General features: G+C 57.5%; 22 protein-coding genes and 1 tRNA gene. 6 read left to right on the top strand and 17 right to left on the bottom strand.

Going from position 1 to position 24165, the window contains the following annotated elements:
* Nucleotides 1-15: 15 nt before the first annotated feature.
* Together WFP06_RS07550 and WFP06_RS07545 are read right to left on the bottom strand one after the other, a co-directional pair.
* A complete protein-coding gene (locus WFP06_RS07550) occupies nucleotides 16-498 on the bottom strand; it encodes a pyridoxamine 5'-phosphate oxidase family protein (protein WP_336986605.1) in 483 nt (160 codons plus the stop codon).
* Between the two features lie 196 nt (nucleotides 499-694).
* A complete protein-coding gene (locus WFP06_RS07545; protein ID WP_336986604.1) occupies nucleotides 695-1417 on the bottom strand; it encodes a carbonic anhydrase in 723 nt (240 codons plus the stop codon).
* Between the two features lie 245 nt (nucleotides 1418-1662).
* Here WFP06_RS07545 and WFP06_RS07540 point away from each other — a divergent pair, with 245 nt between their 5' ends.
* From WFP06_RS07540 to WFP06_RS07530, 3 genes are all read left to right on the top strand, one after another.
* Nucleotides 1663-2907 (top strand): putative DNA modification/repair radical SAM protein, encoded by a 1245-nt coding sequence (locus WFP06_RS07540; RefSeq protein WP_336986603.1) that lies wholly within the window; start codon nucleotides 1663-1665, stop codon nucleotides 2905-2907.
* A gap of 7 nt (nucleotides 2908-2914) precedes the next feature.
* Nucleotides 2915-4357: a UdgX family uracil-DNA binding protein gene (locus WFP06_RS07535; protein ID WP_336987661.1), complete on the top strand. Its 1443-nt coding sequence runs from the start codon at nucleotides 2915-2917 to the stop codon at nucleotides 4355-4357.
* A gap of 102 nt (nucleotides 4358-4459) precedes the next feature.
* Nucleotides 4460-5182, top strand: a complete 723-nt coding sequence (locus WFP06_RS07530; protein ID WP_336986602.1) for an extensin-like domain-containing protein — start codon at nucleotides 4460-4462, stop codon at nucleotides 5180-5182.
* Here the strand turns inward: WFP06_RS07530 and phoB are convergent.
* The 9 genes from phoB to recJ form a co-directional block, all read right to left on the bottom strand.
* Nucleotides 5179-5874 (bottom strand): phosphate regulon transcriptional regulator PhoB, encoded by a 696-nt coding sequence (gene phoB, locus WFP06_RS07525; RefSeq protein ID WP_336986601.1) that lies wholly within the window; start codon nucleotides 5872-5874, stop codon nucleotides 5179-5181. The genes WFP06_RS07530 and phoB overlap by 4 nt on opposite strands.
* 70 nt (nucleotides 5875-5944) lie before the next feature.
* The gene (gene phoU / locus WFP06_RS07520; protein ID WP_336986600.1) at nucleotides 5945-6616 is read right to left on the bottom strand and encodes a phosphate signaling complex protein PhoU; all 672 of its coding nucleotides are present in this window, start codon (nucleotides 6614-6616) and stop codon (nucleotides 5945-5947) included.
* The gene (pstB, locus tag WFP06_RS07515; RefSeq protein WP_336987660.1) at nucleotides 6616-7362 is read right to left on the bottom strand and encodes a phosphate ABC transporter ATP-binding protein PstB; all 747 of its coding nucleotides are present in this window, start codon (nucleotides 7360-7362) and stop codon (nucleotides 6616-6618) included. The genes phoU and pstB overlap by 1 nt, the downstream gene beginning before the upstream one ends.
* Nucleotides 7363-7400: 38 nt before the next feature.
* Nucleotides 7401-8651 (bottom strand): phosphate ABC transporter permease PstA, encoded by a 1251-nt coding sequence (gene pstA, locus WFP06_RS07510; protein ID WP_336986599.1) that lies wholly within the window; start codon nucleotides 8649-8651, stop codon nucleotides 7401-7403.
* Nucleotides 8644-10029, bottom strand: coding sequence for a phosphate ABC transporter permease subunit PstC (gene pstC, locus WFP06_RS07505; RefSeq protein WP_336986598.1), 1386 nt, complete (start codon nucleotides 10027-10029; stop codon nucleotides 8644-8646). Before pstC ends, pstA begins: the two co-directional genes overlap by 8 nt.
* Before the next feature lie 15 nt (nucleotides 10030-10044).
* A complete protein-coding gene (locus tag WFP06_RS07500) occupies nucleotides 10045-11091 on the bottom strand; it encodes a substrate-binding domain-containing protein (RefSeq protein ID WP_336986597.1) in 1047 nt (348 codons plus the stop codon).
* Nucleotides 11092-11188: 97 nt separating this feature from the next.
* The gene (locus WFP06_RS07495) at nucleotides 11189-12373 is read right to left on the bottom strand and encodes a sensor histidine kinase (protein ID WP_336986596.1); all 1185 of its coding nucleotides are present in this window, start codon (nucleotides 12371-12373) and stop codon (nucleotides 11189-11191) included.
* 176 nt (nucleotides 12374-12549) lie between these two features.
* A tRNA-Glu gene (locus tag WFP06_RS07490) sits at nucleotides 12550-12624 on the bottom strand.
* 69 nt (nucleotides 12625-12693) lie between these two features.
* Nucleotides 12694-14481 (bottom strand): single-stranded-DNA-specific exonuclease RecJ, encoded by a 1788-nt coding sequence (gene recJ, locus WFP06_RS07485; RefSeq protein ID WP_336986595.1) that lies wholly within the window; start codon nucleotides 14479-14481, stop codon nucleotides 12694-12696.
* 81 nt (nucleotides 14482-14562) lie between these two features.
* Here recJ and WFP06_RS07480 point away from each other — a divergent pair, with 81 nt between their 5' ends.
* The 3 genes from WFP06_RS07480 (at nucleotide 14563) to WFP06_RS07470 (ending at nucleotide 16553) form a co-directional block, all read left to right on the top strand.
* Nucleotides 14563-15051, top strand: a complete 489-nt coding sequence (locus tag WFP06_RS07480) for a flavodoxin family protein (RefSeq protein ID WP_336986594.1) — start codon at nucleotides 14563-14565, stop codon at nucleotides 15049-15051.
* 202 nt (nucleotides 15052-15253) lie between these two features.
* Entirely contained in the window at nucleotides 15254-15988 is a 735-nt protein-coding gene (locus tag WFP06_RS07475; RefSeq protein WP_336986593.1) for a hypothetical protein, read from the top strand.
* 43 nt (nucleotides 15989-16031) lie between these two features.
* Complete coding sequence (locus tag WFP06_RS07470; protein ID WP_336986592.1) at nucleotides 16032-16553, top strand: AHH domain-containing protein; 522 nt, start codon at nucleotides 16032-16034, stop codon at nucleotides 16551-16553.
* A 3-nt stretch (nucleotides 16554-16556) separates the two neighbouring features.
* Here WFP06_RS07470 and WFP06_RS07465 read toward each other — a convergent pair whose 3' ends face one another.
* The 6 genes from WFP06_RS07465 to ilvB all read right to left on the bottom strand — a co-directional run bounded on the left by WFP06_RS07465 (nucleotide 16557) and on the right by ilvB (nucleotide 24084).
* Nucleotides 16557-17522: an NAD(P)H-dependent flavin oxidoreductase gene (locus WFP06_RS07465; RefSeq protein WP_336986591.1), complete on the bottom strand. Its 966-nt coding sequence runs from the start codon at nucleotides 17520-17522 to the stop codon at nucleotides 16557-16559.
* Nucleotides 17523-17597: 75 nt separating this feature from the next.
* Nucleotides 17598-18653 (bottom strand): amidohydrolase family protein, encoded by a 1056-nt coding sequence (locus WFP06_RS07460; RefSeq protein WP_336986590.1) that lies wholly within the window; start codon nucleotides 18651-18653, stop codon nucleotides 17598-17600.
* Between the two features lie 190 nt (nucleotides 18654-18843).
* The gene (gene leuA, locus WFP06_RS07455) at nucleotides 18844-20526 is read right to left on the bottom strand and encodes a 2-isopropylmalate synthase (protein WP_336986589.1); all 1683 of its coding nucleotides are present in this window, start codon (nucleotides 20524-20526) and stop codon (nucleotides 18844-18846) included.
* 198 nt (nucleotides 20527-20724) lie between these two features.
* Nucleotides 20725-21744 (bottom strand): ketol-acid reductoisomerase, encoded by a 1020-nt coding sequence (ilvC, locus tag WFP06_RS07450; protein ID WP_336986588.1) that lies wholly within the window; start codon nucleotides 21742-21744, stop codon nucleotides 20725-20727.
* 40 nt (nucleotides 21745-21784) lie between these two features.
* Nucleotides 21785-22300 carry an acetolactate synthase small subunit gene (gene ilvN, locus WFP06_RS07445; RefSeq protein ID WP_336986587.1) on the bottom strand — a complete coding sequence of 172 codons (516 nt, stop codon included), beginning with the start codon at nucleotides 22298-22300 and terminating at the stop codon, nucleotides 21785-21787.
* A complete protein-coding gene (gene ilvB, locus WFP06_RS07440; protein WP_336986586.1) occupies nucleotides 22300-24084 on the bottom strand; it encodes a biosynthetic-type acetolactate synthase large subunit in 1785 nt (594 codons plus the stop codon). The genes ilvN and ilvB overlap by 1 nt, the downstream gene beginning before the upstream one ends.
* Nucleotides 24085-24165 lie beyond the last annotated feature (81 nt).

The raw sequence follows: 24165 nt of genomic DNA, 5'->3' as shown, positions 1-24165 counted from the left end.
TGAACCTGATATCGCCTAAAGCGTCGTTTCGGTGTGCTGTTTTTCAGCCTCGTCATGGACATTCATGCCCAGCGCCATCTTCGCCACGTTCAGCAGACCCATGTCGCCATTCCAGATTTCCGCATCGCCCAGGTCCATCCGCAGAAACAGGATGTCCGGATCGTCTTTTCCGCCATCGTACCAGGCTTCGACAAAGTTGTTCCAGAACTGATCGAAGCGCTCCTTGCTGTCTTCGACGCGCAACTTCCCGTGGAACCTGGCAAATATGTCATGACCCTTGCTCTCAAAGGTCGCAGTTGCATCGCCCAGCGCGGCAAACGAACTGTTTTTCTGCGTGAAGAACCAAATCGAGCTGTTGGCGTCTTTATCCAGCTGCGCAGTCATCGGGACGGCGGTCTTGTTGTCGCTATCCAGCTGCAGCATCAGAAAGGATGAAGAGGCCAGTGATTCCCAGAATTCCGTTTTGATTTCTTCGGCATTTGCATCGGCGTATTTCATGATGTCTCCATTGTCTGAGTTTAGTTTACCAACGGGACGGGATGGAGTTTGGTTCCGGCAGTCGTCCCGCGGACCGGCAAACCTGACAGACAGCCGATTATGAACTCACCGGTACACACGCAGAATCTTGCGATTGGATTGGGCCCTGCCAGCTTTGTCAGGAAAAAATCCGTCAACCGGCCGGGCCCGAGAGTGACTAGTCGGCTGGAGCTACCAGCAAGCGGCTACCCAATGGTTGCAGCGAGCGTGAAGTATCTCCGAGCAAATTATACAGCGCGGCAATCTGCGCCCCGCTTGCTGTCATCGTGCCCTTCGACACGTGCCAGTTTACCCCTTCGCTGCAAGGCGGCGTTGTAAGCGAACCCATGTACCGGAAGACAGATATGTCGTCAGGCAGCATATCGTTGATGTCAAACGACACGTCTGTACCGTCTCCCGCTGCGCTTGCGTCGATAATTGTTTGCAGCGCGGGGTTGGCTTCGCCCTCCTCGAACATGATGCCTAACACGCCAAGCTCACCCGCTTCGGTCGCGTGCACAAAATGGCCGACCAGCGGATGACGTTTCCCATCGATCGCGTGTTCGGCAGGCGTGTGGAAGTGGACCTGGATGAGTGCAAACGCCTTGTCGCCGGACATCATGCCCATTCCGGCAGGAAAATCCACCTGGACCTTCTCAGTGCCGAGTTTGACCTGGCCGGTCGTAGATCCATAATTCGTGCTGAGGGATACATTACCGATTGCGTTGGCATTACCCAGGTCGATCGGCGATTGCATCAGGCCGCTGTCACATAATGCGTAATCACTGTTTATCAGCGACCAGCGTTCAGGCATCTGGCCATCGCCGAAAGTCCAATCCTTCGCGCTGGCAACAGGCGAAATAGCCATGGTAATCATGGCGAGTGAGGCGATCAATCTCATGTAAAACTCCGTTCGTTCGATGTGCGAAGAAGTTGCCAGTGGACAGCCTCTTTCGCATTTAGCGAAATATCGTGCCAATCCAGAATTGCGGGCCGGCCATTGCGATACGTCCGACATCGCGAGCATTTGCTCGCCAGAGGGGCCCGGGCCGTATTTCAGAAATGCCCGGTAAGCAGCGTGGTTCCCGAACGAAATAATTTTACTCGCACCTATGCAAGTCATATAAAAGAACATATAAGGAACACATGAAGCAGATCTCGACACTGGAAAAATTGGGAATCCTCGCGGATGCCGCAAAGTATGATGCATCGTGTGCTTCGTCAGGAACCGCGAAAAAGAACAGTCTTGGCGGCAAGGGTATCGGTTCAACCGAAGGCATGGGCATCTGCCATGCCTATGCCCCCGATGGACGATGTATCTCGCTGCTGAAAATTTTGCTTACCAATCACTGCATCTTCGATTGTCATTATTGCATCAACAGGAAAAGTTCGAATGTGCGCCGAGCGCGCTTTACTCCGCAGGAGGTTGCCGACCTGACGCTGAACTTTTACCGGCGCAATTATATCGAGGGTCTGTTTCTTTCTTCGGGCATTATCAAAAGTTCGAATTTTACGATGGAGCAATTGGTAGAGACTGCACGAATCCTGCGCGAAGAACATGATTTTCGCGGGTACATCCACCTGAAATCGATCCCGGAAGCCGATCCCGAACTTGCGTATCAGGCCGGGCTTTATGCGGATCGTGTGTCAATCAACGTAGAACTCCCGACCAAGGCTGGTCTGGCCCGCCTTGCGCCGGACAAGAACTCTCTCCAGATCGAAGGTGCGATGGGCGAAGTGAAGGCTGCAATTACCGAAAACAAGGATGCGCGAAAGCACTTCAAAAATGCTCCGAAGTTTGCCCCGGCAGGACAATCGACACAGATGATTGTTGGCGCGGATGCTGCGTCCGATGCGGATATAGTGCAGAAGGCAAGCTTATTGTACAGCGGGTTTGGCTTGCGGCGGGTCTATTATTCAGCGTTCAGTCCGATCCCCGATGCCAGTGCGGTTTTGCCGTTGAAGCGACCGCCGCTGATTCGCGAACATCGATTGTATCAGTCGGATTGGCTGATGCGGTTTTACGGTTATCAGGCAACGGAAGTTATGGCGGCGACTGACGCTGCGGGGAATTTGCCGCTCGATATTGATCCCAAACTTGCTTGGGCGCTGAAATTCAGGGACGCATTTCCGCTCGATGTAAACCGGGCAGGGCGCGAACAATTGCTGCGCGTGCCGGGCTTGGGCGTGCGGGCGGTGAACCAGATTATTTCAGCCCGGCGTCACCGGACTCTGAGGCTGGACGACGTCGCGAAATTGACAGTTTCAATCGCAAAGGTGCGCCCTTTCATTTGCGCAATCGACTGGCGTCCAACTGCCTTGACTGATCGTGCCGATCTCCGCAATCTGCTCGCGCCCAAGCAGGAGCAGCTTGAACTGTTTGCTGCGTGAGGGCGCTATGATATCTGCGCGCAGTTCCGATACAGCGGCCTATTTCAGCGTGGTGATGCCGGCACCGGACGATTTTTCCCATTGGCGCGAGCGGGCGCGGCAATCAGTCCAGTGCGGGATTGCGCCTGAACGGATAGCGTGGCTGGAAACTGACACGGTGGGTGATTTGTTTGGAGGAGGCAATGAGTTGCCTGAGCCCGATGCTGATGCGCCAATGCCTCGGGCGAGCCGGCGTTTTCTGACGCTGGCAAAAAACGCAGCCCTGCATTCCGACGCTGAGCGTTTTGCGCTTTTGTATCGCCTATTATGGAGGCTCCAATCCAATCCGCGCATCATGGAGGATAAAACCGACAGCGATGTGCGTAGAGTGGAAGAACTGGACCGGACAGTTCGCCGGGACAGTCACAAAATGCACGCATTCGTCCGGTTCCGGTTGATTGAAAGCGGAACACGCGAAGATGACCATTATGTTGCCTGGTTCGAACCGGACCATCATATCGTTCGCGCAAATGCCGGTTTTTTCCGCCGCCGGTTTGCGAATATGAAATGGTCGATCCTCACTCCGCGTGGCTGCTTGCACTGGGACGGGGAAGTTATGCGAGAGGGGCCACCGGCGCAAAAATCGGACGCGCCGGGCGATGATCCGGCCGAAGAATTATGGCTGAAATACTATGCTTCCACCTTCAATCCCGCACGGCTGAAAGTCGGCGCCATGGTGAAGGAAATGCCAAAACGATATTGGAAAAATATGCCTGAGGCGGCCCTGATACCCGAGTTGATAGCCGGAGCCCAATCAAGAGAAGCGCAGATGGTAACTGCCGGAGAACAGGAAACTGACCCCATGCCTGTCACACTAGAGGCCGTGAAACAGGCAGTGTCGGGATGCGGCAATTGCCCGATCAGCCAATTGGATAATCGTCCGGTTATGGGCGAGGGCCCGGCTGATGCAGATTTGATGATCGTGGGCGAACAGCCCGGCGATAATGAAGATTTGCAGGGCCGGCCATTCGTGGGGCCGGCAGGGCAATTGCTTGATCTGCATCTTGAACAAGCCGGCATCGACCGCAGCGCCGCCTATGTCACGAATGCCGTAAAGCATTTTAAATACACCATGCGCGGAAAAAGACGTATTCATCAGTCTCCGGCCGCGAAGGAAATTGATACCTGTCGCTGGTGGCTGGAGGCGGAGCGCGCGATTGTGAGTCCGAAAATTATTCTCGCACTTGGTGCGAGTGCTGCCCGCTCGATGTTGGGAAAGACGGTGAGTATTACTCGCGCCCGCGGCATCCCGCACGAGCTCGACGATGGTAGCGAACTCTGGATTACAGCACATCCATCCTACCTGCTCAGGCTTGAAGGTACTGCGCGAGCCGAACAAGCCCGGTTGTTCGACGCGGATCTTGCGGCAGTGAAATCCCGGCTTGAAAATTTTGCGAAACAAGCAGCCTGAACCAATTGGCGGAAACACAACCACGCCAGCCGCAATATGCACTGGTCGAGCAAGCGGACCCTGTTAGGCAAGTGTCGGGGATTAGCCAGTGAAGGATTGAATTTGGATATCCGCCGTTACGTAGGCCAATTTCGATTGGATAGGGTGCTGGTCGGCATTCTGGTGCTTTTGGCTGCCGCCGTTGCGGCGTTGGTGTGGTTGGACGAAAACCCGCAACACAATCCGTGGGCACCGCTTGATCTGCGCGATCCGCCCGGCCGTGCAACCGCAATGAAGTTGGTGACTTTGCGCGCAGAGCCGCAACAGTGCCGCGCCGTTCTTGCGCGCAGCCAGGTCGCATTCGAAACGCTTGCGCCTGCCGGGGAAGGGCCGTGTCGGCGCGAAGATAGAGTGATCGTTGACGGGCTTGTCATGTCTCCGCAAACTCCGGCTACAACCTGTGCCATCGGGGCTGCGGCGCATCACTGGCTCGTTCGCTCGGTCAAGCCGGCAGCCCGCGAGATCCTCGGCAGCGACTTATCCAAGGTCGAGCATTTTGGCGCCTATAGCTGCCGCAGACTTTACGGGCGGGGGACGGGTGGGTGGAGCGAACATGCCACCGGAAATGCGCTCGACATTGCCGCGTTCGTGCTGGCCGATGGCCGGCGTATCGCGCTGATTGATGCTTGGGGAGGCGAGGGGGCTGAAGCGAAATTTCTGCGTGCTGTACGCGATGACGCCTGCGCAATTTTCGGAACAGTCCTATCGCCTGACTATAATTCCGCGCACCGCGACCATTTTCACTTTGATCAGGCCCGCCGCGGATATCGCGGTGTGTGCCGCTAGATCTGTCCAGGCTCCAGCGCATAGCCGGCTGAGCGCACAGTGCGGATGGGATCGTTTGAACCATCGATCTCGATTGCTTTACGCAAGCGGCGGATATGTACATCGACTGTGCGCAGCTCGATGTCGCTATCTGTCCCCCAGACACCATCAAGCAATTGCCCGCGTGAAAAAACCCTGCGCGGACTTTCCATAAAAAACTTGAGCAGCCGGTACTCGGTTGGTCCCAACTGCAGGCGTTTGCCACCACGCTCGATTTGATGGGCAACCGGATCTAGTTTCAGATCGCCGACGACAATGATCTCTCCTGCCAGGGCGGGCCTTACGCGGCGCATGACTGCCGATACGCGTGCAATCAGTTCGCGCGGACTGAACGGTTTGGTCAGATAGTCGTCTGCCCCCGTTTCAAGGCCGCGGATCCGGTCATCTTCATCTTCGCGGGCGGTCAGCATGATGATCGGTACGTGCCTGGTGTGCTCGTTCCGCCGCAGGCGGCGGCAAACCTCGATCCCGCTGGTGCCTTCGATCATCCAGTCCAGAATGATCAGATCGGGCACATCTTCGCTGGCAAGCAACATGGCTTCATCGCCGTCCGGTGTCGAACGGACGTCGTATCCTTCTTTCTGGAAACGGAATTCGAGCAATTCGGATAGCGCCGGATCATCTTCGACGAGCAGTAATTTAGCGTGGCTCACAATCTGTCATCCTGCGAAATCGCTTATTATCAAATAGCCAAACCCGCCTGATGTTACACTTTAGAGACAATCAGGCTTCGTCATCGGGCGGATAATCGCCAGTTGCTGCAAAATGGACCATTTCCGCCACATTGGTTGCGTGGTCGCCGATGCGTTCGATATTGCGCGCAACGAACAACAATTGTGCAGCGCTGCTGATCGTCGCCGGGTTTTCGACCATATAGCTGACCAGATTGCGGAAGATACTATCGTAAAATGCATCGACCTTGTCATCACGCCTGATTACGTCGCGCGCGATAACCGGGTCGCGTGCGGCATATGCGGTCAATACGTCGTGGACCATTTCAGCAGCGACTTCGCCCATTGCAGACAGCAGCGTCAGCGGCTCGAAGCGCTTGCGGTCCTCGATCTCGCCAACGCGGCGGGCGATGTTTTTCGAGTAATCACCGATCCGCTCGACCACCCCGGCAATTTTCAGCGCGGCAATGACTTCGCGCAAATCGTCGGCCATTGGCGCGCGCAAGGCGATCACCCGCACTGCAAGCCGGTCAACCTCCGCCTCCAAAGCGTCAATCTTCTTATCCCGTTTGACAACTGCTCTCGCAAGCTCCTCGTCACCGTTGACCATGGCTTCGAGCGATTCCTGGATAGCGACTTCTGCCAGTCCTCCCATTTCCGCGATCAGACCGCGTAGCCGGGTAATATCCTCGTCAAAGGCTTTAACTGTATGTTCGGAGGCCATCAGCCGTACCGTCCCGTAATATAATCCTTCGTGCGCGTTTCACGGGGATTAGTGAAAATGTCGCTGGTGCGACCATATTCCACCATCTTGCCAAGATGGAAGAAGGCCGTCCGTTCGGAAACGCGCGCAGCCTGCTGCATTGAGTGCGTGACGATGACGATGGCGTAGCGGCCTTTCAACTCGTCGATCAGTTCTTCGATCTTTGCCGTCGCAATCGGATCCAGGGCAGAGCAGGGCTCATCCATCAGGATAACCTCGGGATCGACCGCAATAGCGCGCGCAATACACAGCCGCTGCTGTTGGCCGCCCGAAAGCGCGGTGCCGCTATCGTCCAGGCGATCCTTTACCTCTTCCCAAAGGCCGGCACGCCGCAGTGACCGTTCGACAACTTCGGCAATTTCGTCCTTGGTTTCGGCAAGTCCGTGAATTTTCGGGCCATAAGCGATGTTGTCGAAGATCGATTTTGGAAAGGGATTAGGCTTCTGGAATACCATTCCCACCCGTGCACGCAGCTGCACCACATCCATGCCGGACTTGTAAATGTCTTCCCCGTCGAGTGTAATTTCTCCCTCGACCCGGGCAGATGGGATTGTATCATTCATGCGGTTCATGGTTCGCAGAAAAGTCGATTTTCCGCACCCTGATGGGCCGATAAACGCCGTGACATATTCGGTTGGAATATCGATCGAAACGTCATCGATCGCCATTTTGTCGCCGTAGTAAACCGAAACGCCGCGCGCGGTCATCTTCCGGTCAGTCTTGTCCAGATTGCTATGTACTTCGGTCACCAGCTCTTCTCAAATCGGTTGCGCAGATAAATGGCCAGGCCATTCATCAGCAATAGGAACAGCAATAGCACAATAATTGCTGCAGATGTGCGTTCGACGAAGCCGCGGTCGATTTCGTCCGACCACAAGAATATCTGCACGGGTAATACGGTTGCTGGCGAGGTAAAACCATCGGGTGGGGTTGCCACGAATGCGCGCATGCCGATCATCAGCAGCGGCGCTGTTTCGCCCAGCGCACGGGCCATTCCGATAATCGTACCGGTCAATATACCCGGCAGGGCAAGCGGCAACACGTGATGAAACACAACCTGCACCGGCGATGCACCGATTGCCAATGCGCCGTCGCGGATCGAAGGCGGGACAGCCTTGATCGCATTACGCCCGGCGATCACGATCACGGGCATGGTCATAAGCGCCAATGTCATACCGCCGATCAGCGGTGCGGAACGCATATTGGGAAACAGCCAGAGAAAAACCGCCAGCCCCAGCAGGCCGAAAATGATCGATGGCACCGCTGCGAGATTGTTGATCGATACTTCGATAAGGTCGGTCCAGCGGTTCTTCGGCGCGTATTCTTCCAGATAGAGCGCGGCCAGCACACCTATTGGAAAGGCCAGAGCCAATGTGACGATCATCGTAAGGATCGACCCTTTCAATGCGCCCCAGATGCCAACTTGCTGCGGATTGGTCGCATCTGAGCGGGTCAGGAAACCCATGTCGAAGTTTTTCGACAGATGCCCTTGCTCGGACAATCGTTTCGCCAGCGGTTGCAGAGCAGCCTGACCGTCACCCGAATAGGCAGCAGCCAGATCTTCCGTTGCGGGAAGATCGAAACTCACAGTGCGTGACAGAATTGCCGGGTTCGCGATGATGGCGTTGGCAACGACACGCCACGCCTGAGTGCCCAGCTGTGCGGCGCCTTCATCACCGAGACTTTGCTGGGCTGCAAACTCGACAACCTGAGGGAGGCCCTGGGCTTCCAGTGATTGCGCAGCGTTTGGCTGTGACAGTGTGCCCGCGTCGGCCGCAATCCCGGTTTGCGTGAAATCGATCGGCACAGACAGTTCTGCGCGCTGAAACCCGCCTATCCCATTCATCGTCATCGAAACCAGCAGAAATGCCAGGATCAGAACCGAGAACACAATTGCGCCAAGACCAAGCGATTTGAACCGCTTCTCTGACGCGTAGCGCTTCTTTAGCCGGGCTTCGAATTCCGGTGTGCGCGTCGGGGCGTGCGACCTACTCATACGCCTCACGGAACCGTTTGACGACGCGCAGGGCAACAAAATTCAGACCAAGCGTCACCATAAACAGGACAAAGCCGAGTGCAAACGCGCTCAGCGTGGCGGGGTGATCGAAGCTGCCCTCGCCGGTCAACATCGCGACAATCTGGAAAGTTACGGTGGTCATCGCTTCGAGCGGATTGGCAGTTAGATTTGCGGCCGCCCCGGCTGCCATCACCACGATCATCGTTTCGCCAATCGCTCGGCTGATTGCGAGCATGATACCGGCCACAATGCCGGGCAGGGCTGCCGGCACAAGAACCTTGCTGATTGTCTCTGACGTAGTAGCGCCCATTGCAAGGCTGCCGTCGCGCATGGCCTGCGGAACGGCGGCAATGGAATCGTCTGCCATCGATGACACGAACGGGATGATCATCACACCCATAACCAGACCCGCCGCCAGTGCGCTTTCACTGGATGCATTGGTGATGCCGATAGCCACGGCGGCGTCGCGGACCACCGGAGCGACTGTCAGCGCTGCGAAATATCCGTAAACCACGGTCGGTACACCGGCGAGGATTTCCAGCATTGGCTTGAGCCATCTGCGCCAGGATGGTTTGGCGTATTGGGTCAGGTATATCGCGCTCATCAAACCAAGCGGAATTGCCACAATCATCGCGATTATCGCGCCAATAAAAATCGTGCCCCAGAATAGCGGAATTGCCCCGTACCGCGTGGGATCAGGATTGTCGGGATTGGCCATCGGGTCTGGGCCCCAATGCGTGCCTGTCAGAAATGCCCATGGATCGACCATACCGAAAAAACGGACGGTTTCGAAAATCAGACTGACCAGAATACCCACGGTGGTGAGGATTGCGACCAGTGACGCGAGCAGCAATACAATCATCACCGTGCGTTCGACGCGCGTGCGCGCGGTAAAGTCGGGCTTCAGGCGTAGGAAAGACCATATTCCGCACAGCAGCGCGATTGCCAGCGTGGCGACGATACCGATCCAGTTCGTTCGCGAAATAGCCTCGCGATAAGGCTCGACAAAGTCACGTGATGCTGCGTTGAAGACGGCATTCGAGTTTCCCGATGCAACCGCACGTGCTTCGGAAAGAATTTGCTGCCGTTCCATGCCGAATGCCGGCAGCTCGCTAGCAGCCGGACTGGCCAGAACCGAATTTGTGACCAGTTGCGGCGCGATAACGCTCCAGACTGCGATGAATCCGACAACCGGAATGACGATCCACAACGCGACATACCACGCGTGGTAATTCGGCAGCGCTGCTATGCGACCGTTCTTGGCTGCGGTTTTAAAGCTCCACGCACGTGCGCGGGCCGCCAGCCATCCAGCAAGGCCCAACCCGAGGGCCAGGAGAAGCAGGATGACTGGCGACATGTGCGGGTGCCGCTTTTACTTGAGTTGATCGGCAGAAAGCGATGTGAATTCGGTAGCCGCTTTCATATTGGCAGCCATCACATCGTCAGGCGAAGTGACCAGACCGATTTTGGCAAGCGGGCCACCTTTTGCCCACGACTTGGTCCATTCCGCGACAAATTCGCGCAGGCCCGGAATAGCATCGAGATGCGCTTTCTTGACGTAAACAAACAGTGGTCGCGCACCGGGATAGGCAAAGGTCGAGATGTTTTCATAGGTCGGCGCGACACCGTTCATCGGCAGCCCGTTCACCTTGTCGGCATTTTCTTCAAGGTAGGAATAACCGAAAACGCCAACTGCTTTGGCGTTGTTTTCAATCTTCTGAACTATCAGATTGTCCTGTTCGCCCTGATCGACATATGCGCCGTCCGAACGGACTTCGGTGCAGATCTGGTCGTATTTGTCTTCGTCGCTGTCCTTCAACGCCTTCATGTCAGGATTGGACTGGCAACCCGCTTCGAGGACGAGTTCCTTAAGCGCATCACGCGTTCCGGAAGTTGACGGCGGTCCGTAAACCAGAATTGGATCGGCTGGCAGCGAAGGGTCCACATCGGCCCATGTCTTGGCGGTCTGTTCCTTGCCGTACGGCGCTGCCGCCAGTGCTTCATAAACGATTTTCGGCGTCAGGTTGAATGTCTGGCCGCCCTTGGCCGAAGCAAATGCGATACCGTCGAGCCCGACTTGCAATTCGATGATGTCCTTGACGCCATTGGCCTGACAATCGGCGAATTCGGAAGCTTTCATGCGGCGCGAAGCATTGGCCATATCTGGCGTTTGAGGTCCGACACCCGCGCAGAACAGTTTCATACCGCCGCCGGTGCCTGTCGATTCGATAATCGGCGAGTTGATACCCGGGTTTGATCGCGCGAGCGATTCGGCCACCGCTTTGGCAAACGGATAAACTGTTGATGAGCCGACTGCGCGAACACCGTCGCGCGAACCGCCTTCACTGTCCTGCCCGCAAGCGGCGAGCATGGTGGTTGCTGCGAGCGCAGACAACGCGAGCATTTTTGTGGTTTTCATGATGTAATCCTGTGATAGCCCAAATAGAGTGACGCCGCGTCACTGCAACTGTCTCGTCGCCCGTTGTTGGAGTAATGTGACAGCTTCATGACACGCGCTACTTTGAGCCTTTCGACTTGGGAAATTGTACGGTTACGCTGGTGCCCTTACCTCTCTCGCTTATGATGTCGAGGCTTCCGCGGTGTCGTTCCACAATATGCTTTACGATGGCCAGTCCCAGGCCTGTTCCGCCGGCTGCTCTGCTGCGGCCTGGATCGGTCCTGTAAAAACGCCGGGTCAGGTGGGGTATATGGCGCGAGTCGATACCTTCGCCTTCATCGGTCACGATCAGGACAGCTTTCTGGTCATCACAAATGATCGACAGAGTAACCGGCTTATCAGGTGCACCATATTTGTCGGCATTATCGACCAGATTGCGGACCAGTTGTTCCAGCTGGCGCCGGTCACCATCAATCAATGCCGCTTCGTCGGGCAGAACAAACACGAGACGCTCCGACCGGTCGGGCCCGATCGCATCAAGTGACGCCTGCCGCACCAAAGCGCCAAGTTCGACCTGGTCATTCGGCCGATCCCGTTTTTCCGCCTCCACCCGCGATAGCGACATCAGGTCGGATACAAGTGATTGCAACCGCTTCGCCTCGCGCAGGACAGTGGTATGAAACTTTTTTGCTGTTGCCGGTTCGACCGGATCATCTTCGTCCAGCAACGTTTCCACATACCCGATTATGGATGCGAGCGGTGTGCGAAGTTCATGGCTGGCATTGGCAACAAAATCGGTGTGCACCCGGCTAATATCGGCCTCGCTCGTCCGGTCAGCCATTTCGATAATCGCATATTGCCGGTTGATGCGTCTGCGGGACATTTCCCAGACGGTTCCGGGACCTGTGATTCCGGAGACGGTTATCGCGATATCATCATCCCCGTCGATGATCGCGATGGCATCAGGGTGGCGAAATGCCACGCGGGCATCTTGGCCGGAAATATGCGCGCCCAGTAATTCTCGGGCAGCACGGTTGGCGACAGCAATTCTGCCCCGCTCGAGGATAAGCAGGGGAGTCATGAAAGGTTCGATCAATTCGGAAATGCCGGCCTGGCTGATAGCCTGTTTTGCCGTGCTGGTTGGCTGTATTTCCGGTGTCGGCGACGGCAGCCACAGGGACCCCGTCCAGACAATCAATATTGCAGCGACCAGAATGATGTTGACGCCCGACACCAGCATGGCAAGGCCGCCCAGAACCGCCAGGGCAAACCCGGGCCAAGGAAACGGTCTGGATTTCATCATCGAAACCGCCCTTAGCCATGCTGACCAGCCTTCGCCAGTCTGCAAACCGATAAAGCCGGCATTTTGTCACCGCCATGGCGTTCAGGCAGGACAGCGACCTGCCAGTTCTGAGCGAGCCGCGCTGGGTTTGGTGGAATGTCTGGACCGGGACCATTGGCGATTTGCCGATATGGCCGTGGTGACCCCTACGGGAATCGAACCCGTGTTTCAGCCGTGAAAGGGCCGCGTCCTAACCGCTAGACGAAGGGGCCATACCGATGGCAGGCCGCGCATCTACGGCTGGTATGGCGCTGGGTCAAGCCCTGCTTTGAGGGAATTTTTCAATCGGCCCAAGCAGCGTCTTCAAGGTGCAGTTCTGCCTGCGGCTGGCTGCCCCAATCATCAATCTTTGCGCGCCCTGCCAGCCACAATTTCCGGCCTTTTGAGCCATGTAGAAGTGCTTGTCCCATTTCGGTTTCGGCCGCACGGAATGCGATCGCTTTGAAAGACGCCCCGTCATCGCCGCCAGCGATCAACCGCACATGGTCCGTCCCGACAATATCTGCCTTGATCAAATGCACTGGTCCCACTGCTATCCGCGGGCCGGGCCAACCGACACCGTAAGGGCCGGCACTCTCCAAACGCTCCACAAGCAGCGGTGCCAGACCCCGCGGTGTGAGCGACAGATCAAGCTGCATGGTTTGCTTTTCCGAAGCACGTGCGACCGCTACTCCAAGATTGTCGTCGATCCAGTCGGCAAATTCATCAAATGTATCGCCGTTTATTGTAAGGCCAGCTGCCATGGCGTGACCGCCGCCTGCGACCAGCAAACCCTTCTCCCGGGCGGTGATAATCGCCGCGCCCAGATCCACGCCCGAAATCGAGCGGCCAGACCCCTTGCCAATGCCCGTAACGCTATCCAGTGCGATCACGATTGCTGGCTTGCCCGTCTTTTCCTTTATCCGTCCCGCGACAATTCCGATGACACCAGGATGCCAGCCGCGGCCTGCCAGAATCGAAACTGCGCGGTTGTGCTGCGCAGGCAGCATATCTTCTGCCTCGCGCTGGACCAGTGCCTCGATTGCGCGCCGATCTTCGTTGAGGCTTGAAAGCTGGCCGGCAATGTCACGCGCCTCGTCCGGGTCCGAAGTAATGAGCAAGCGCACACCCAGAGTCGATTCCCCAACCCTCCCGCCGGCGTTTATCCGCGGTCCAAGCGCAAAACCCAGATCGCTGCAAACGGGAGCGCGGTTGAGTCTGCTTGCATCAATCAAGGCAGCCAACCCGACGTTTTCGCGCCGCGCCATCACCTTCAACCCTTGCGCGACCATCGCCCTGTTCAGGCCGTGGAGTGCCGCAACATCGGCAACAGTCCCGAGCGCGACAAGGTCCAGCAGAGAAAACAGGTCCGGTTCGTTTCTGTCTGCGAAAAAACCGCGCTGCCGAAGCGTGCGTGTAAGGGCTATCGCAAGCAGAAATGCCACCCCGACAGCGGCCAGATGGCCATGCGATGCGGCGATATCATTTTCGTCCAGCCGGTTCGGATTTACCAGTGCAGCGGCGCGGGGCAATTCGGCCGAACATTTGTGATGGTCCACCACGATCACATCGATGCCGGCATCGTAAGCCTGCGCCAATGCATCATGCGCCATCGCGCCGCAATCGACCGTGACAATCAGGCTCGACCCCTGTTTGCCAAGCTTGACCAGCGCTTCGCCGGATGGTCCGTATCCTTCGAGCAGGCGGTCGGGAATGTAAAATTCTGCCTCCAGCCCGAGCATAGCCAGCAGCCGGACGAGCAAGGCCGCGCTGGTTGCTCCATCGACATCATAGTCACCGTAAACCGTGACTTTTTCCTGACCCAATATGGCCTGTGCAATCCGCTCGGCGGCTGCTTCCATATCCTGGAACTGCGACGGGTCGGGCAGAAATTCGCGTAACGACGGATTCCGATGTCGGTCCAGATCTTCGCGCGCTACCCCGCGGGATATCAGCAGCTGGGCTTCGATATCGTCAGCCGTTCCTCCCGCATCACCGCCCATCGACATATTGCCGCCGCGCCATACCCAGGCCTTGCCGCTGATGGACCTCGTGACGCCTAGAACGGTGTGTGCCGGATGGGTTTCCATTTATTCATTCTATCGCAGCGGACTGCGCGCGCATAGTGCATGCAAGTTGACAATCGACAGCTGACGGCGATGTTCAGTCTTATGGAAAGACCCCGCAAGCTCCTGATTATCTGGCACAGCCGAACCGGGGCGAGCAAGGCCATGGCGCGTGCTGCAGCCAGCTCAGCGGCCGGCGACGCGATAATGTTACGGGCATCGGACGTGGATTCCGGCGATTTGCTTGCCGCGGGGGGCTATCTATTTATCTGCCCCGAAAACCTCGCGGCGATGAGCGGAGAAATGAAAGAGATGTTCGATCGGAATTATTATCCGCTTCTCGGGCAGATCGAGGGGAGGCCTTACGCAACCGCGATAGCCGCCGGTTCCGATGGAGAAGGGGCGCAAAGGCAGATTGACCGGATTGCCACCGGCTGGCGGCTGAGGCGGGTGGCTGATCCCCTGATCATCAATTTCAACGCTCAGACAGGGTCTGCAATACTGGCACCCAAGAAATTACCCGCGGCTGCAAAAGTGCTGTGCGAAGAGCTGGGTGCTGTGCTTTCGCAAGGACTTAAACTTGGTGTGTTTTGACTGGTGGCCGACGGGTGACTGATTTTGTTGCATCCATTTCAGACCTGATTACCAGTAATGGACTCGACTAGTATCCAATTTGACGTCAGTAAAAATACTGACATTTCAGGCTCGGAAGAGAAAACATCGTATCGTCAATCATGGCTCAGCAGACGACGGGTACAATCTGGCACTCCTTTGCGACGCTGTGTCGGTGCCCGATATGGCCGCAATGGCGGATGTCGCATCGACTGGCCGATTGTCGGTCAGCCATGATCCCCGGTCCAATGACAATCTCCACGAAAATGCCCACAACAATCCCAATGACGCTGCCAACGAAAGTGCAGGCGCCAGGCAGGGTTGGCTGGAAATTTTGCACGGGGGGATGACTTTCGACATTACGGGCCTGCGCCCGGCGGATGCATTGCCGGTCTCGCGCGGCGAAAATCTGTTTCAGATGGATCAGACATGGCCAACTTCCAGTCTGGCTGCCTTGCCAATCACCGCTGGTCCGCATCTTGCCGGGACAGAAAACACCTTGCCGGTGGTCCGCGCATTGCTCGATCTCGCGGCGCAGTTGAGCGAGATCGAGGGCTGCGTGGGCATATGTTGGCGCCCGGCGCGCAGTTGGATGGGCCGCAAGTATTTTCAGACCATCGTCAATGAGTGGATGAAGGGTGGGCCGTTCCCCTCGCTTGGCCTGGTTTCGCTCCGCCCGGCGTTAGACGGCGCGTTGCAAAGTGAAGGGCTGAGCTTTTTTCTCGATCGGGAGTTACGAATCGCACCCGAAATCGCGGCTGACCGGATTTCGGCCACCAAAGTCGCATCGCGATTGATCGATTCTCTGATCGAAGAGGGCCCGATTCACGAGCCGTTGAAGTTCGAAGGTATGAGCGGCGAGAGACTGCGCCTGGATGTGTCGGCTAATCAGCGTTATTTCACGCTTGCCAGGGATTGAGACCAAATCCGTGATTTCCGGCGCGCGTTCGGAAGGCGGCGGCGTGGCGCGGACCAGGCTTCCATTCCGCCAAGTCAATCGGGCAGGGTTGCCCGGTCACGATCCCGAACTGCAACGCCACCACCTTTTACCGCGGCAATTGGTGAGCCGCAAAATGTTCGGTGCGATGTTTGGCGCGATAGGCGTTTGCCCGGTTCGCCTCGATGATTTTCGCGAAAACGGGATGCTGCTGCCGGCAAATGAAATGGCTGCGGCAAGGTCGCGTCTCCCGCTCCACCGGGGTCCGCACCGGCAATATTCCGTGATGGTCGCCGAGCGGGTCTCGCAAGTCGAACTCCGTTGGCTGGCAACCAGGCGCCGCGAACCGGCGCAAGCGGCCTGCGATGCTCGCCAGCAGCTGGCCCTTTTGCAACGCGCGCTGCGGCTGCAATTGCTGTTGGCGCAGCCTTATCCCATCGTACGGAACCGCAAAGATCCGCTGCGAGCCGGGCGTGATTTTGCACAGCTCGATGATATGGCGGAGAAACTCTGGTCGGCGACCGACATATCGAGTCCGTCTGACTAAGGTTCAGGATTTTCGCGCAAGTTCCTGTCTTGCTTCGTTATATTCCCGCTCCAGCCGATCCACACGGTCAGCCACGCTATCGATTGAATCGACCATGCCCACACCCTGGCCTGATCCCCAGATGTCTTTCCATGCCTTGGCCTCGCTGTTCCCTCCGGACCCGAAGTTCATCTGGCTCGGGTCGCTTTCGGGCAGATTGTCCGGGTCGAGGCCAGCCGCTTCGATGGACGAGCGCAGATAGTTGCCGTGAACGCCGGTAAACAGGTTGGAATAGACAATATCGCTCGCCCGGCTTTCAACGATGCTGTCCTTATACGCCTGATCGGCATTGGCTTCCCTGGTTGCGATCCAGGGCGACCCGATATAGCCGAAGTCCGCGCCCATCGCCTGAGCCGCGAGCACCGATCGGCCATGCGAGATCGAGCCCGACAAGGCGACCAGCCCATCAAACCAGCTGCGAATTTCCTGCATCAGTGCAAATGGCGACAGCGTACCCGCGTGGCCGCCAGCACCCGCTGCAACAGGGATCAGCCCGGTTGCGCCCTTTTCGATCGCCTTGCGCGCGAAACGGTCGTTGATCACATCGTGCAAAGTGATGCCGCCCCAATCACTGACGGCTTTGAAGATTTCTTCGCGCGCGCCAAGCGATGTGATAACCATCGGCACCTTCCATCTGGCGCAGACTTCCATGTCTTCGCCGAGCCGGTTGTTGCTGCGGTGGACGATCTGGTTGACTGCGAACGGCGCCGAAGGGCGATCAGGATTGTCACGGTCATGCGCGGCAAGTTCTTCGGTGATCCGATTGAGCCATTCGTCAAGCACGCCCGAAGGCCGTGCGTTGAGCGCGGGGAAACTGCCGATGATACCTGCCTTGCACTGCGCGATAACCAGTTCGGGCCCGCTGACGATAAACAGCGGTGAACCGATGACGGGGATGCGCAAACGGTCGAATGGGGCAGGCAGGGACATAGGCGGCTCCGGATGGATTTAATCGTTCAGTTAAACGCGCCCTAAAGCGGCGGTCACGGCTTGTCGATAGCGCCGTCAGCCCGGCAAATCCTCGATGCCGTAAAACCGCGCTGCATTGCCCGCAAACAACGCCGCCTTGTCATCATCCGAAGCGCCGGACGACAGACGTTTGAAGGCGTTCCACAGAACATCATACGTCGCGCCCCAGCGATCGACCGGATAATTGCTTTCAAACATCGCGCGTCCGGTGCCGAACGCATCGATGCAGGTTTCAACATAGGGCCGCCACATGGCCGCCAGCACTTCGGAACCTGTTGCGGCAGCGGGACCTTTGTCGGGCATACCGGCAAAGGCCATGGCGAGACCGCCCAGTTTCACACTGACATTGGGGCATTGGGCAAGCGTCCTGATCGAACCGCGCCAACGATCGAAATTTTCAGCGAGTTTACCGTGATATCCGGCAATGTTGAGCGGTCCGCCGCAATGGTCGAGCATGATGGGCTGGTCGGGAAACGCGCGCGCCAGATCGATTATGTCACCCAGCTGGGGCTCCAGCAGCCAAGCATCGAACGTCAGCCCCATTTCACCCAGCAGCGCAAATCCCTCGCGGAATTTCGCATCCAGATAAAGCCCTTCGGGCGCGCTGAACGGCGGGCCCAGAGTTGCCGGATCGGCGTCCCATGCGGCACTGTGTCGGATACCCTTGAAGCGGCCGTTGCCGGCGGCTTCCAGTTCCTCCAGCACGGGCTTTGCCTTGTCGCCCAGCGTCAGATCCGCGTGGCCCACGATGCCCGCGCAGGGGCGATAGTTACCGTAAAGTCCGCTGGCGCCCTGCGCCGCGACGCCGTTGACATATTCAACCTCGCCAACCGGCTTGAATGCTGTTTCCGCCGAAGCATCGTAAAATGCGCCGCACTCCATGAATACGGTGGCGATTATATTGTGGCCGCCTTCCAGCCCGCCGCGCGTGTCGGCCTGCAATGCGTCAAACCCGTAATAGGGTGCGCCAACGATGGTTTCGATGAACGGATGACGCGGTTCGGGGAATGCGGGCAGCATGGGCCGCAAATCCCACAAATGATGATGCGGATCGATAATGGCCAGTTCGGGTTCCAGGATCGTCTCGGTCATGTTTTTCCCTCTCCGGAAATATCTTCAGGGTTACACTAGTTACACCGTGTAACTCTGCAAAAAGATCAGTATTGTCTATTTATCCCAGTTAATTGGCTGGCTTCATCGATGGGTGACAGATTCCTGTAAGGCACGAGAGAAATCATCATGCTGATCTTAGCCCGAATGCGGTGCGTAGGAAATCCCACACTCAACCGGCCATCTGTGCCGAATTTGCCGCGCTGATGACTGCACGCACGCTGGCAGTCGAAACGTCCTCGTCTATGCCGACACCCCACACTGTCCGGCCATCTTCGGTTTGGCACTGGACATAAGCTGCGGCCTGCGCCAGCGAGCCCTTCGATAGTGCGTGTTCCGAATAATCCGACACTTCGAGTTCGATACCGAAGCCGTCGCGCAGCGTCGCAATCACCGATGATATCAGTCCGTTGCCGCGTCCGGTTACGCTTTGCGCCTCGCCGTCCACCTCTATCGTTCCGGCAAACAAGCGGACACCATCGGCGGTGCGTTTTTCCTCATATTCGACAAGCTGAAACCGTTTGTGCGGTGTCTGGATGTGATACGCCTGGCGGAACACCTGCCAGATATCCTCCGCCTCCAGCTCGCGGCCTAGTTTATCGGCTGTCAGCTGAACATGCGGTGCAAAATCGGATTGCAGTTTCTTGGGCAGTTTCAGGCCGTGCCCCTGTTCGAGCACCCATGCGAAGCCGCCTTTGCCGCTTTGCGAATTGACGCGGATAACCGCTTCGTAATCGCGGCCCAGATCGGCCGGATCGATCGGCAGATAGGGCACCCGCCACAACTGGTCGTTCTGCGCATCCTGCGCGGCAAATCCTTTTTTGATCGCATCCTGATGGCTGCCCGAAAATGCGGTGAAAACCAGCTCGCCGCCATAGGGATGGCGCTGGTGGACGGGCAGCTCGTTACAATATTCGACCGTCTCGATCACATCGTCGATATCGGAGAAATCAATCTTGGGATCAATGCCTTGCGTGTACATGTTGAGCGCGACTGTCACCAGGCAGCAATTACCCGTGCGCTCACCGTTGCCAAACAGGCAGCCTTCGATCCGGTCGGCGCCTGCCATCAGGCCAAGCTCTGCTGCGGCAACACCCGTTCCGCGATCATTATGCGTGTGCAGGCTGATCACCGCAGAGCTGCGATTCGGCAGATTATTGCCAAAATATTCGATCTGGTCGGCGTAGATATTGGGCGTGGCGGCTTCCACGGTGGCGGGCAGATTGAAGATAATTGGATGGTCTGGTGTGGGCTGCAAAACCTCCATCACCGCTTCGCAGACCTCGAGGCTGAAATCGATTTCGGCGGTTGAAAATGTTTCGGGACTATATTGGAAATACCAGTCGGTGCCCGGACGTTTTGCAGCCTCGTCGCGCATTATTTTTGCGCCCTTAACGGCAATGTCGCGGACCTGATCCTTGTCCATATTGAACACGATCTGCCGCCATGCAGGACTGACTGCATTATACAGATGGACGATAGCGGAACTGGCGCCCGACAGGCTTTCGAAACTGGTCCGGATCAGATCTTCGCGTGACTGGGTTAGCACCTGCACCATCACATCATCCGGAATGCGGCCTGACTTGACGAGCCCGGATATGAAATCGAATTCTGTTGCACCCGCACTGGGGAAACCCACTTCGATTTCCTTGATGCCGATTTTGACCAGCAGATCGAAGAAGCGGCGTTTCCTTGCCGCATCCATCGGATCGATGATTGACTGGTTGCCGTCGCGCAGATCGGTGGAAAGCCAGCGGGGCGGGGCGGTGATTGTGCGTGCCGGCCATTGGCGGTCGGGCAAATGGATTTGCGGAAACGGCCGGTACTTTACCGAAGGATCGCTGAGCATGGGCATAAATTGTCTCGTAACTGTTCGCTGGACTGGCTTGCGGAGAGTTAATCCCTTGGGCGACTGCGCGCCCGTTCGGCACGCGTCAGATCACGCCCAAGGGCGCGTTAGTCGTAGCAGCGACAGTTTGTTACAGATCATGCCGCTTACCTTTGCCGGAAATTGCGGCAAAGGCAAGCGCTGCATTCGATCAGAGCGGGCAGGTCAGTTTTTAGCTTTATCAACCAGCTTGTTGGCGCTGATCCACGGCATCATCGCGCGCAGTTCGGCGCCGGTCTTTTCGATCGGATGCGCCTCGGCGGCCTTGCGGCTTGCTTTTAATTCGGGCTGTCCGGCGCGGTTGTCGAGCACGAAATCCTTGACGAAGCGGCCCGACTGGATGTCCGCCAGCACGCGCTTCATTTCGGCTTTGGTTTCATCGGTAATGATGCGCGGGCCGGTTTTGATATCGCCATATTCTGCGGTGTTGCTGATCGAATAGCGCATGTTGGCGATGCCGCCTTCATACAGCAGATCGACGATCAGCTTGGTTTCGTGGAGGCATTCGAAATAAGCCATTTCGGGCGCGTATCCGGCCTCGACCAGCGTTTCGAAGCCGGCCTGGATCAAATGGGTGATGCCGCCGCACAGAACGGCTTGTTCGCCGAACAGGTCGGTTTCGCATTCTTCCTTGAAGTTGGTTTCGATAATGCCTGACCGTCCCCCGCCGACGCCGCTGGCATAGGCCAGCGCAACGTCATGCGCGTTGCCGCTGGCGTCCTGATGGACCGCAATCAGGCAGGGCACACCGCCGCCGCGCTGATATTCGCTGCGGACGGTATGGCCCGGACCCTTGGGCGCGATCATGATGACGTCGATGTTCGCAGGCGGTTCGATCAGGCCGAAGTGAACATTCAGCCCATGCGCGAAGGCGAGGGCTGCGCCGTCTTTCATGTTTCCGGCAATATCGTCAGCCCAGATGGCCGCCTGATGCTCGTCAGGGGCGAGCATCATGAGAATGTCGGCCCATTTTGCGGCTTCGGTGTTGGTCATCACCTTGAACCCGGCTTCTTCGGCCTTTTTCGCGGTCGCGGACCCTTCGCGCAGCGCAATTGCCACTTCGCCCACTCCGCTGTCGCGCAGGTTCTGGGCGTGGGCATGGCCCTGGCTGCCATAACCCACGATGGCGATTTTCTTGCCGGTTACCAGTTTCAGGTCCGCATCGGCGTCGTAGTAAACTTTCATTTTTCGTCCTTCTGTGGTGCGCTGTGCACTAACATTGAATTCAATCTTTGTCGGCGCCGCGGGTCATGCCCGCAACGCCCGTCCGGCCAACTTCGACCAGTCCCAATTCGCGCATCAAGGCGATGAAATTGTCGATCTTGTCGGGCGTGCCGGTCAATTCGAAAATAAAGCTGCTGGTGGTCACATCGACGATGCTGGCGCGGAACACTTCGCTCAGGCGCAAGGCTTCTACCCGGGCATCCCCGACCCCGGCGACTTTAACCAGCGCCAGTTCGCGTTCCACATGCGGGCCGGCTTCGGTGAGATCGGTGACCTTGTGCACCGGGACCAGCCGTTCAAGCTGCGCGCGGATCTGGTCGATCACCGGGGGCGGTCCGTTGGTGGCGATAGTAATCCGGCTGACCTGATGATCTTCGGAAATGTCGGCCACTGTAAGACTGTCGATATTATAACCGCGCGCGGTGAACATCCCCGCGATCCGCGCCAGAATCCCGGCTTCGTTATCGACGACGACTGTGAGGACGTGACGCTCGGATTCCTGTTCGCGAATATGCATCAAACCAGCGCCTTTGCTTCATCGTCCATCGTGCCGCTGGCCACATCGCCGGGCATCAGCATATCGGTATGCGCCGCGCCGCTGGGGATCATCGGGAAACAATTGGCGTCTTTCGACACTTGGCAATCGACAATTACCGGCCCGTCATGCGCCATCATCGCCTCGATACCGGCGTCGAGTTCGCTTTCATTCGTGATGCGGATGCCTTTCCACCCGTAAGCTTCGGCCAGCGCGACAAAATCGGGCAGGCTGTCCGAATAGCTGTTGGAATAACGGCTTTCGTAGGTCAGTTCCTGCCATTGGCGGACCATGCCCATATATTCATTGTTGAGGATGAAAATCTTGACCGGCAGGCGGTATTGGCTGGCGGTGCCCAGTTCCTGGATGTTCATCTGGATCGACGCCTCGCCGGCGATATCGATCACCAGCGCTTCGGGATGCCCCAATTGCGCGCCGATGGCTGCGGGCAGGCCGTATCCCATCGTGCCGAGCCCGCCGCTGGTGAGCCATTTGTTGGGCCCGAAAAAGCCGAAATATTGCGCCGCCCACATCTGGTGCTGGCCGACTTCGGTGGTGATGATCGGATCTTTGTCCCTGGTCAGCGCAAACAGCCGCTCGACAGCTTTTTGCGGCATGATTTCGTCGGGCTTTTCGACAAACGCCAGCGACTGGCGCGCACGCCAGCCCGCGATGCGCGCCTGCCATTCGCCAAGATCCGCCGCTTTGCGTTTGCCCCACGCGGCAATCAACTGCTCCAGAACAGTGGCGCAATCACCGACGATGCCAAGTTCCACAGGAATGATCTTGTTGATCGATGCCCGGTCGATGTCGATATGGATTTTTCTGGAATCGGGCGAAAATGCGTCGAGCCGGCCGGTCACGCGGTCATCGAACCGGGCGCCGATATTCACCATCACATCGCAGCGGTTCATCGCCATGTTGGCTTCATAAGTGCCATGCATTCCGAGCATCCCGAGCCAATCGGGATGATCGGCGGGGAACGCGCCAAGCCCCATCAAGGTGGATGTGACGGGCGCACCGGTCAATTGCTGAAGGCGGCGCAGCAGCCGTGATGCCTCGGGGCCGGAATTGATGATCCCGCCGCCGGTATAAAACACCGGAGCCGCCGCGCCCGCGATCATTTCGATTGCAGCGGCAATTTCGTGGTCTTCTGCTGCCATACGCGGCTGGTAACGCGAGGATGCCAGCGGGGCGGGGCCTGCTGCACCGTCCCAGTCCGCCAGCGCGACCTGAACATCCTTGGGAATATCGACCAGCACGGGGCCGGGCCGGCCGGTGGTTGCAATCCGGAAAGCTTCGGCGATTGTGGGGCCCAGCGCAGCGGGGTCTTTGACCAGATAATTGTGTTTTGTGCAGTGGCGCGTGATGCCGATCGTGTCGGCTTCCTGAAACGCATCTGTCCCGATCAGGCCGGTTGCAACCTGCCCGGTGATGATGACCATCGGGATCGAGTCCATGAAAGCATCGGCAATCCCGGTGACCGCGTTGGTCGCGCCGGGCCCCGATGTCACAAGCACCACGCCGGGCTTGCCGGTCGAACGGGCGTACCCTTCTGCAGCATGGGCGGCGCCCGCTTCGGCGCGTACCAGAATATGGCGGATGCGCGGTTCTTCGAACAGTTCGTCATATATCGGCAGAACGGCACCGCCGGGATAACCGAAAACAAATTCGACCCCCTGCCGGACCAGGCTTTCTACTAGAATTTGTGCGCCACTCAATTCGGCTGGCTGCGATGCATCTGGCATATTGTCGGCGCCCGACATGGGAAGCTCCTGAAATAAAAAGCGGCCCGGCGAAAGGGAAACGCCGGGCCAACTGGATGTCTGCGGTACGGGTATTATTAT

It is taken from the genome of Altererythrobacter aquiaggeris (genome assembly GCF_037154015.1).
Classification (GTDB): Bacteria; Pseudomonadota; Alphaproteobacteria; order Sphingomonadales; family Sphingomonadaceae; genus Aestuarierythrobacter; species Aestuarierythrobacter aquiaggeris.
Note: the sequence above shows the minus strand (reverse complement) of the source record. Positions and strands in the feature narration are given on the sequence as shown.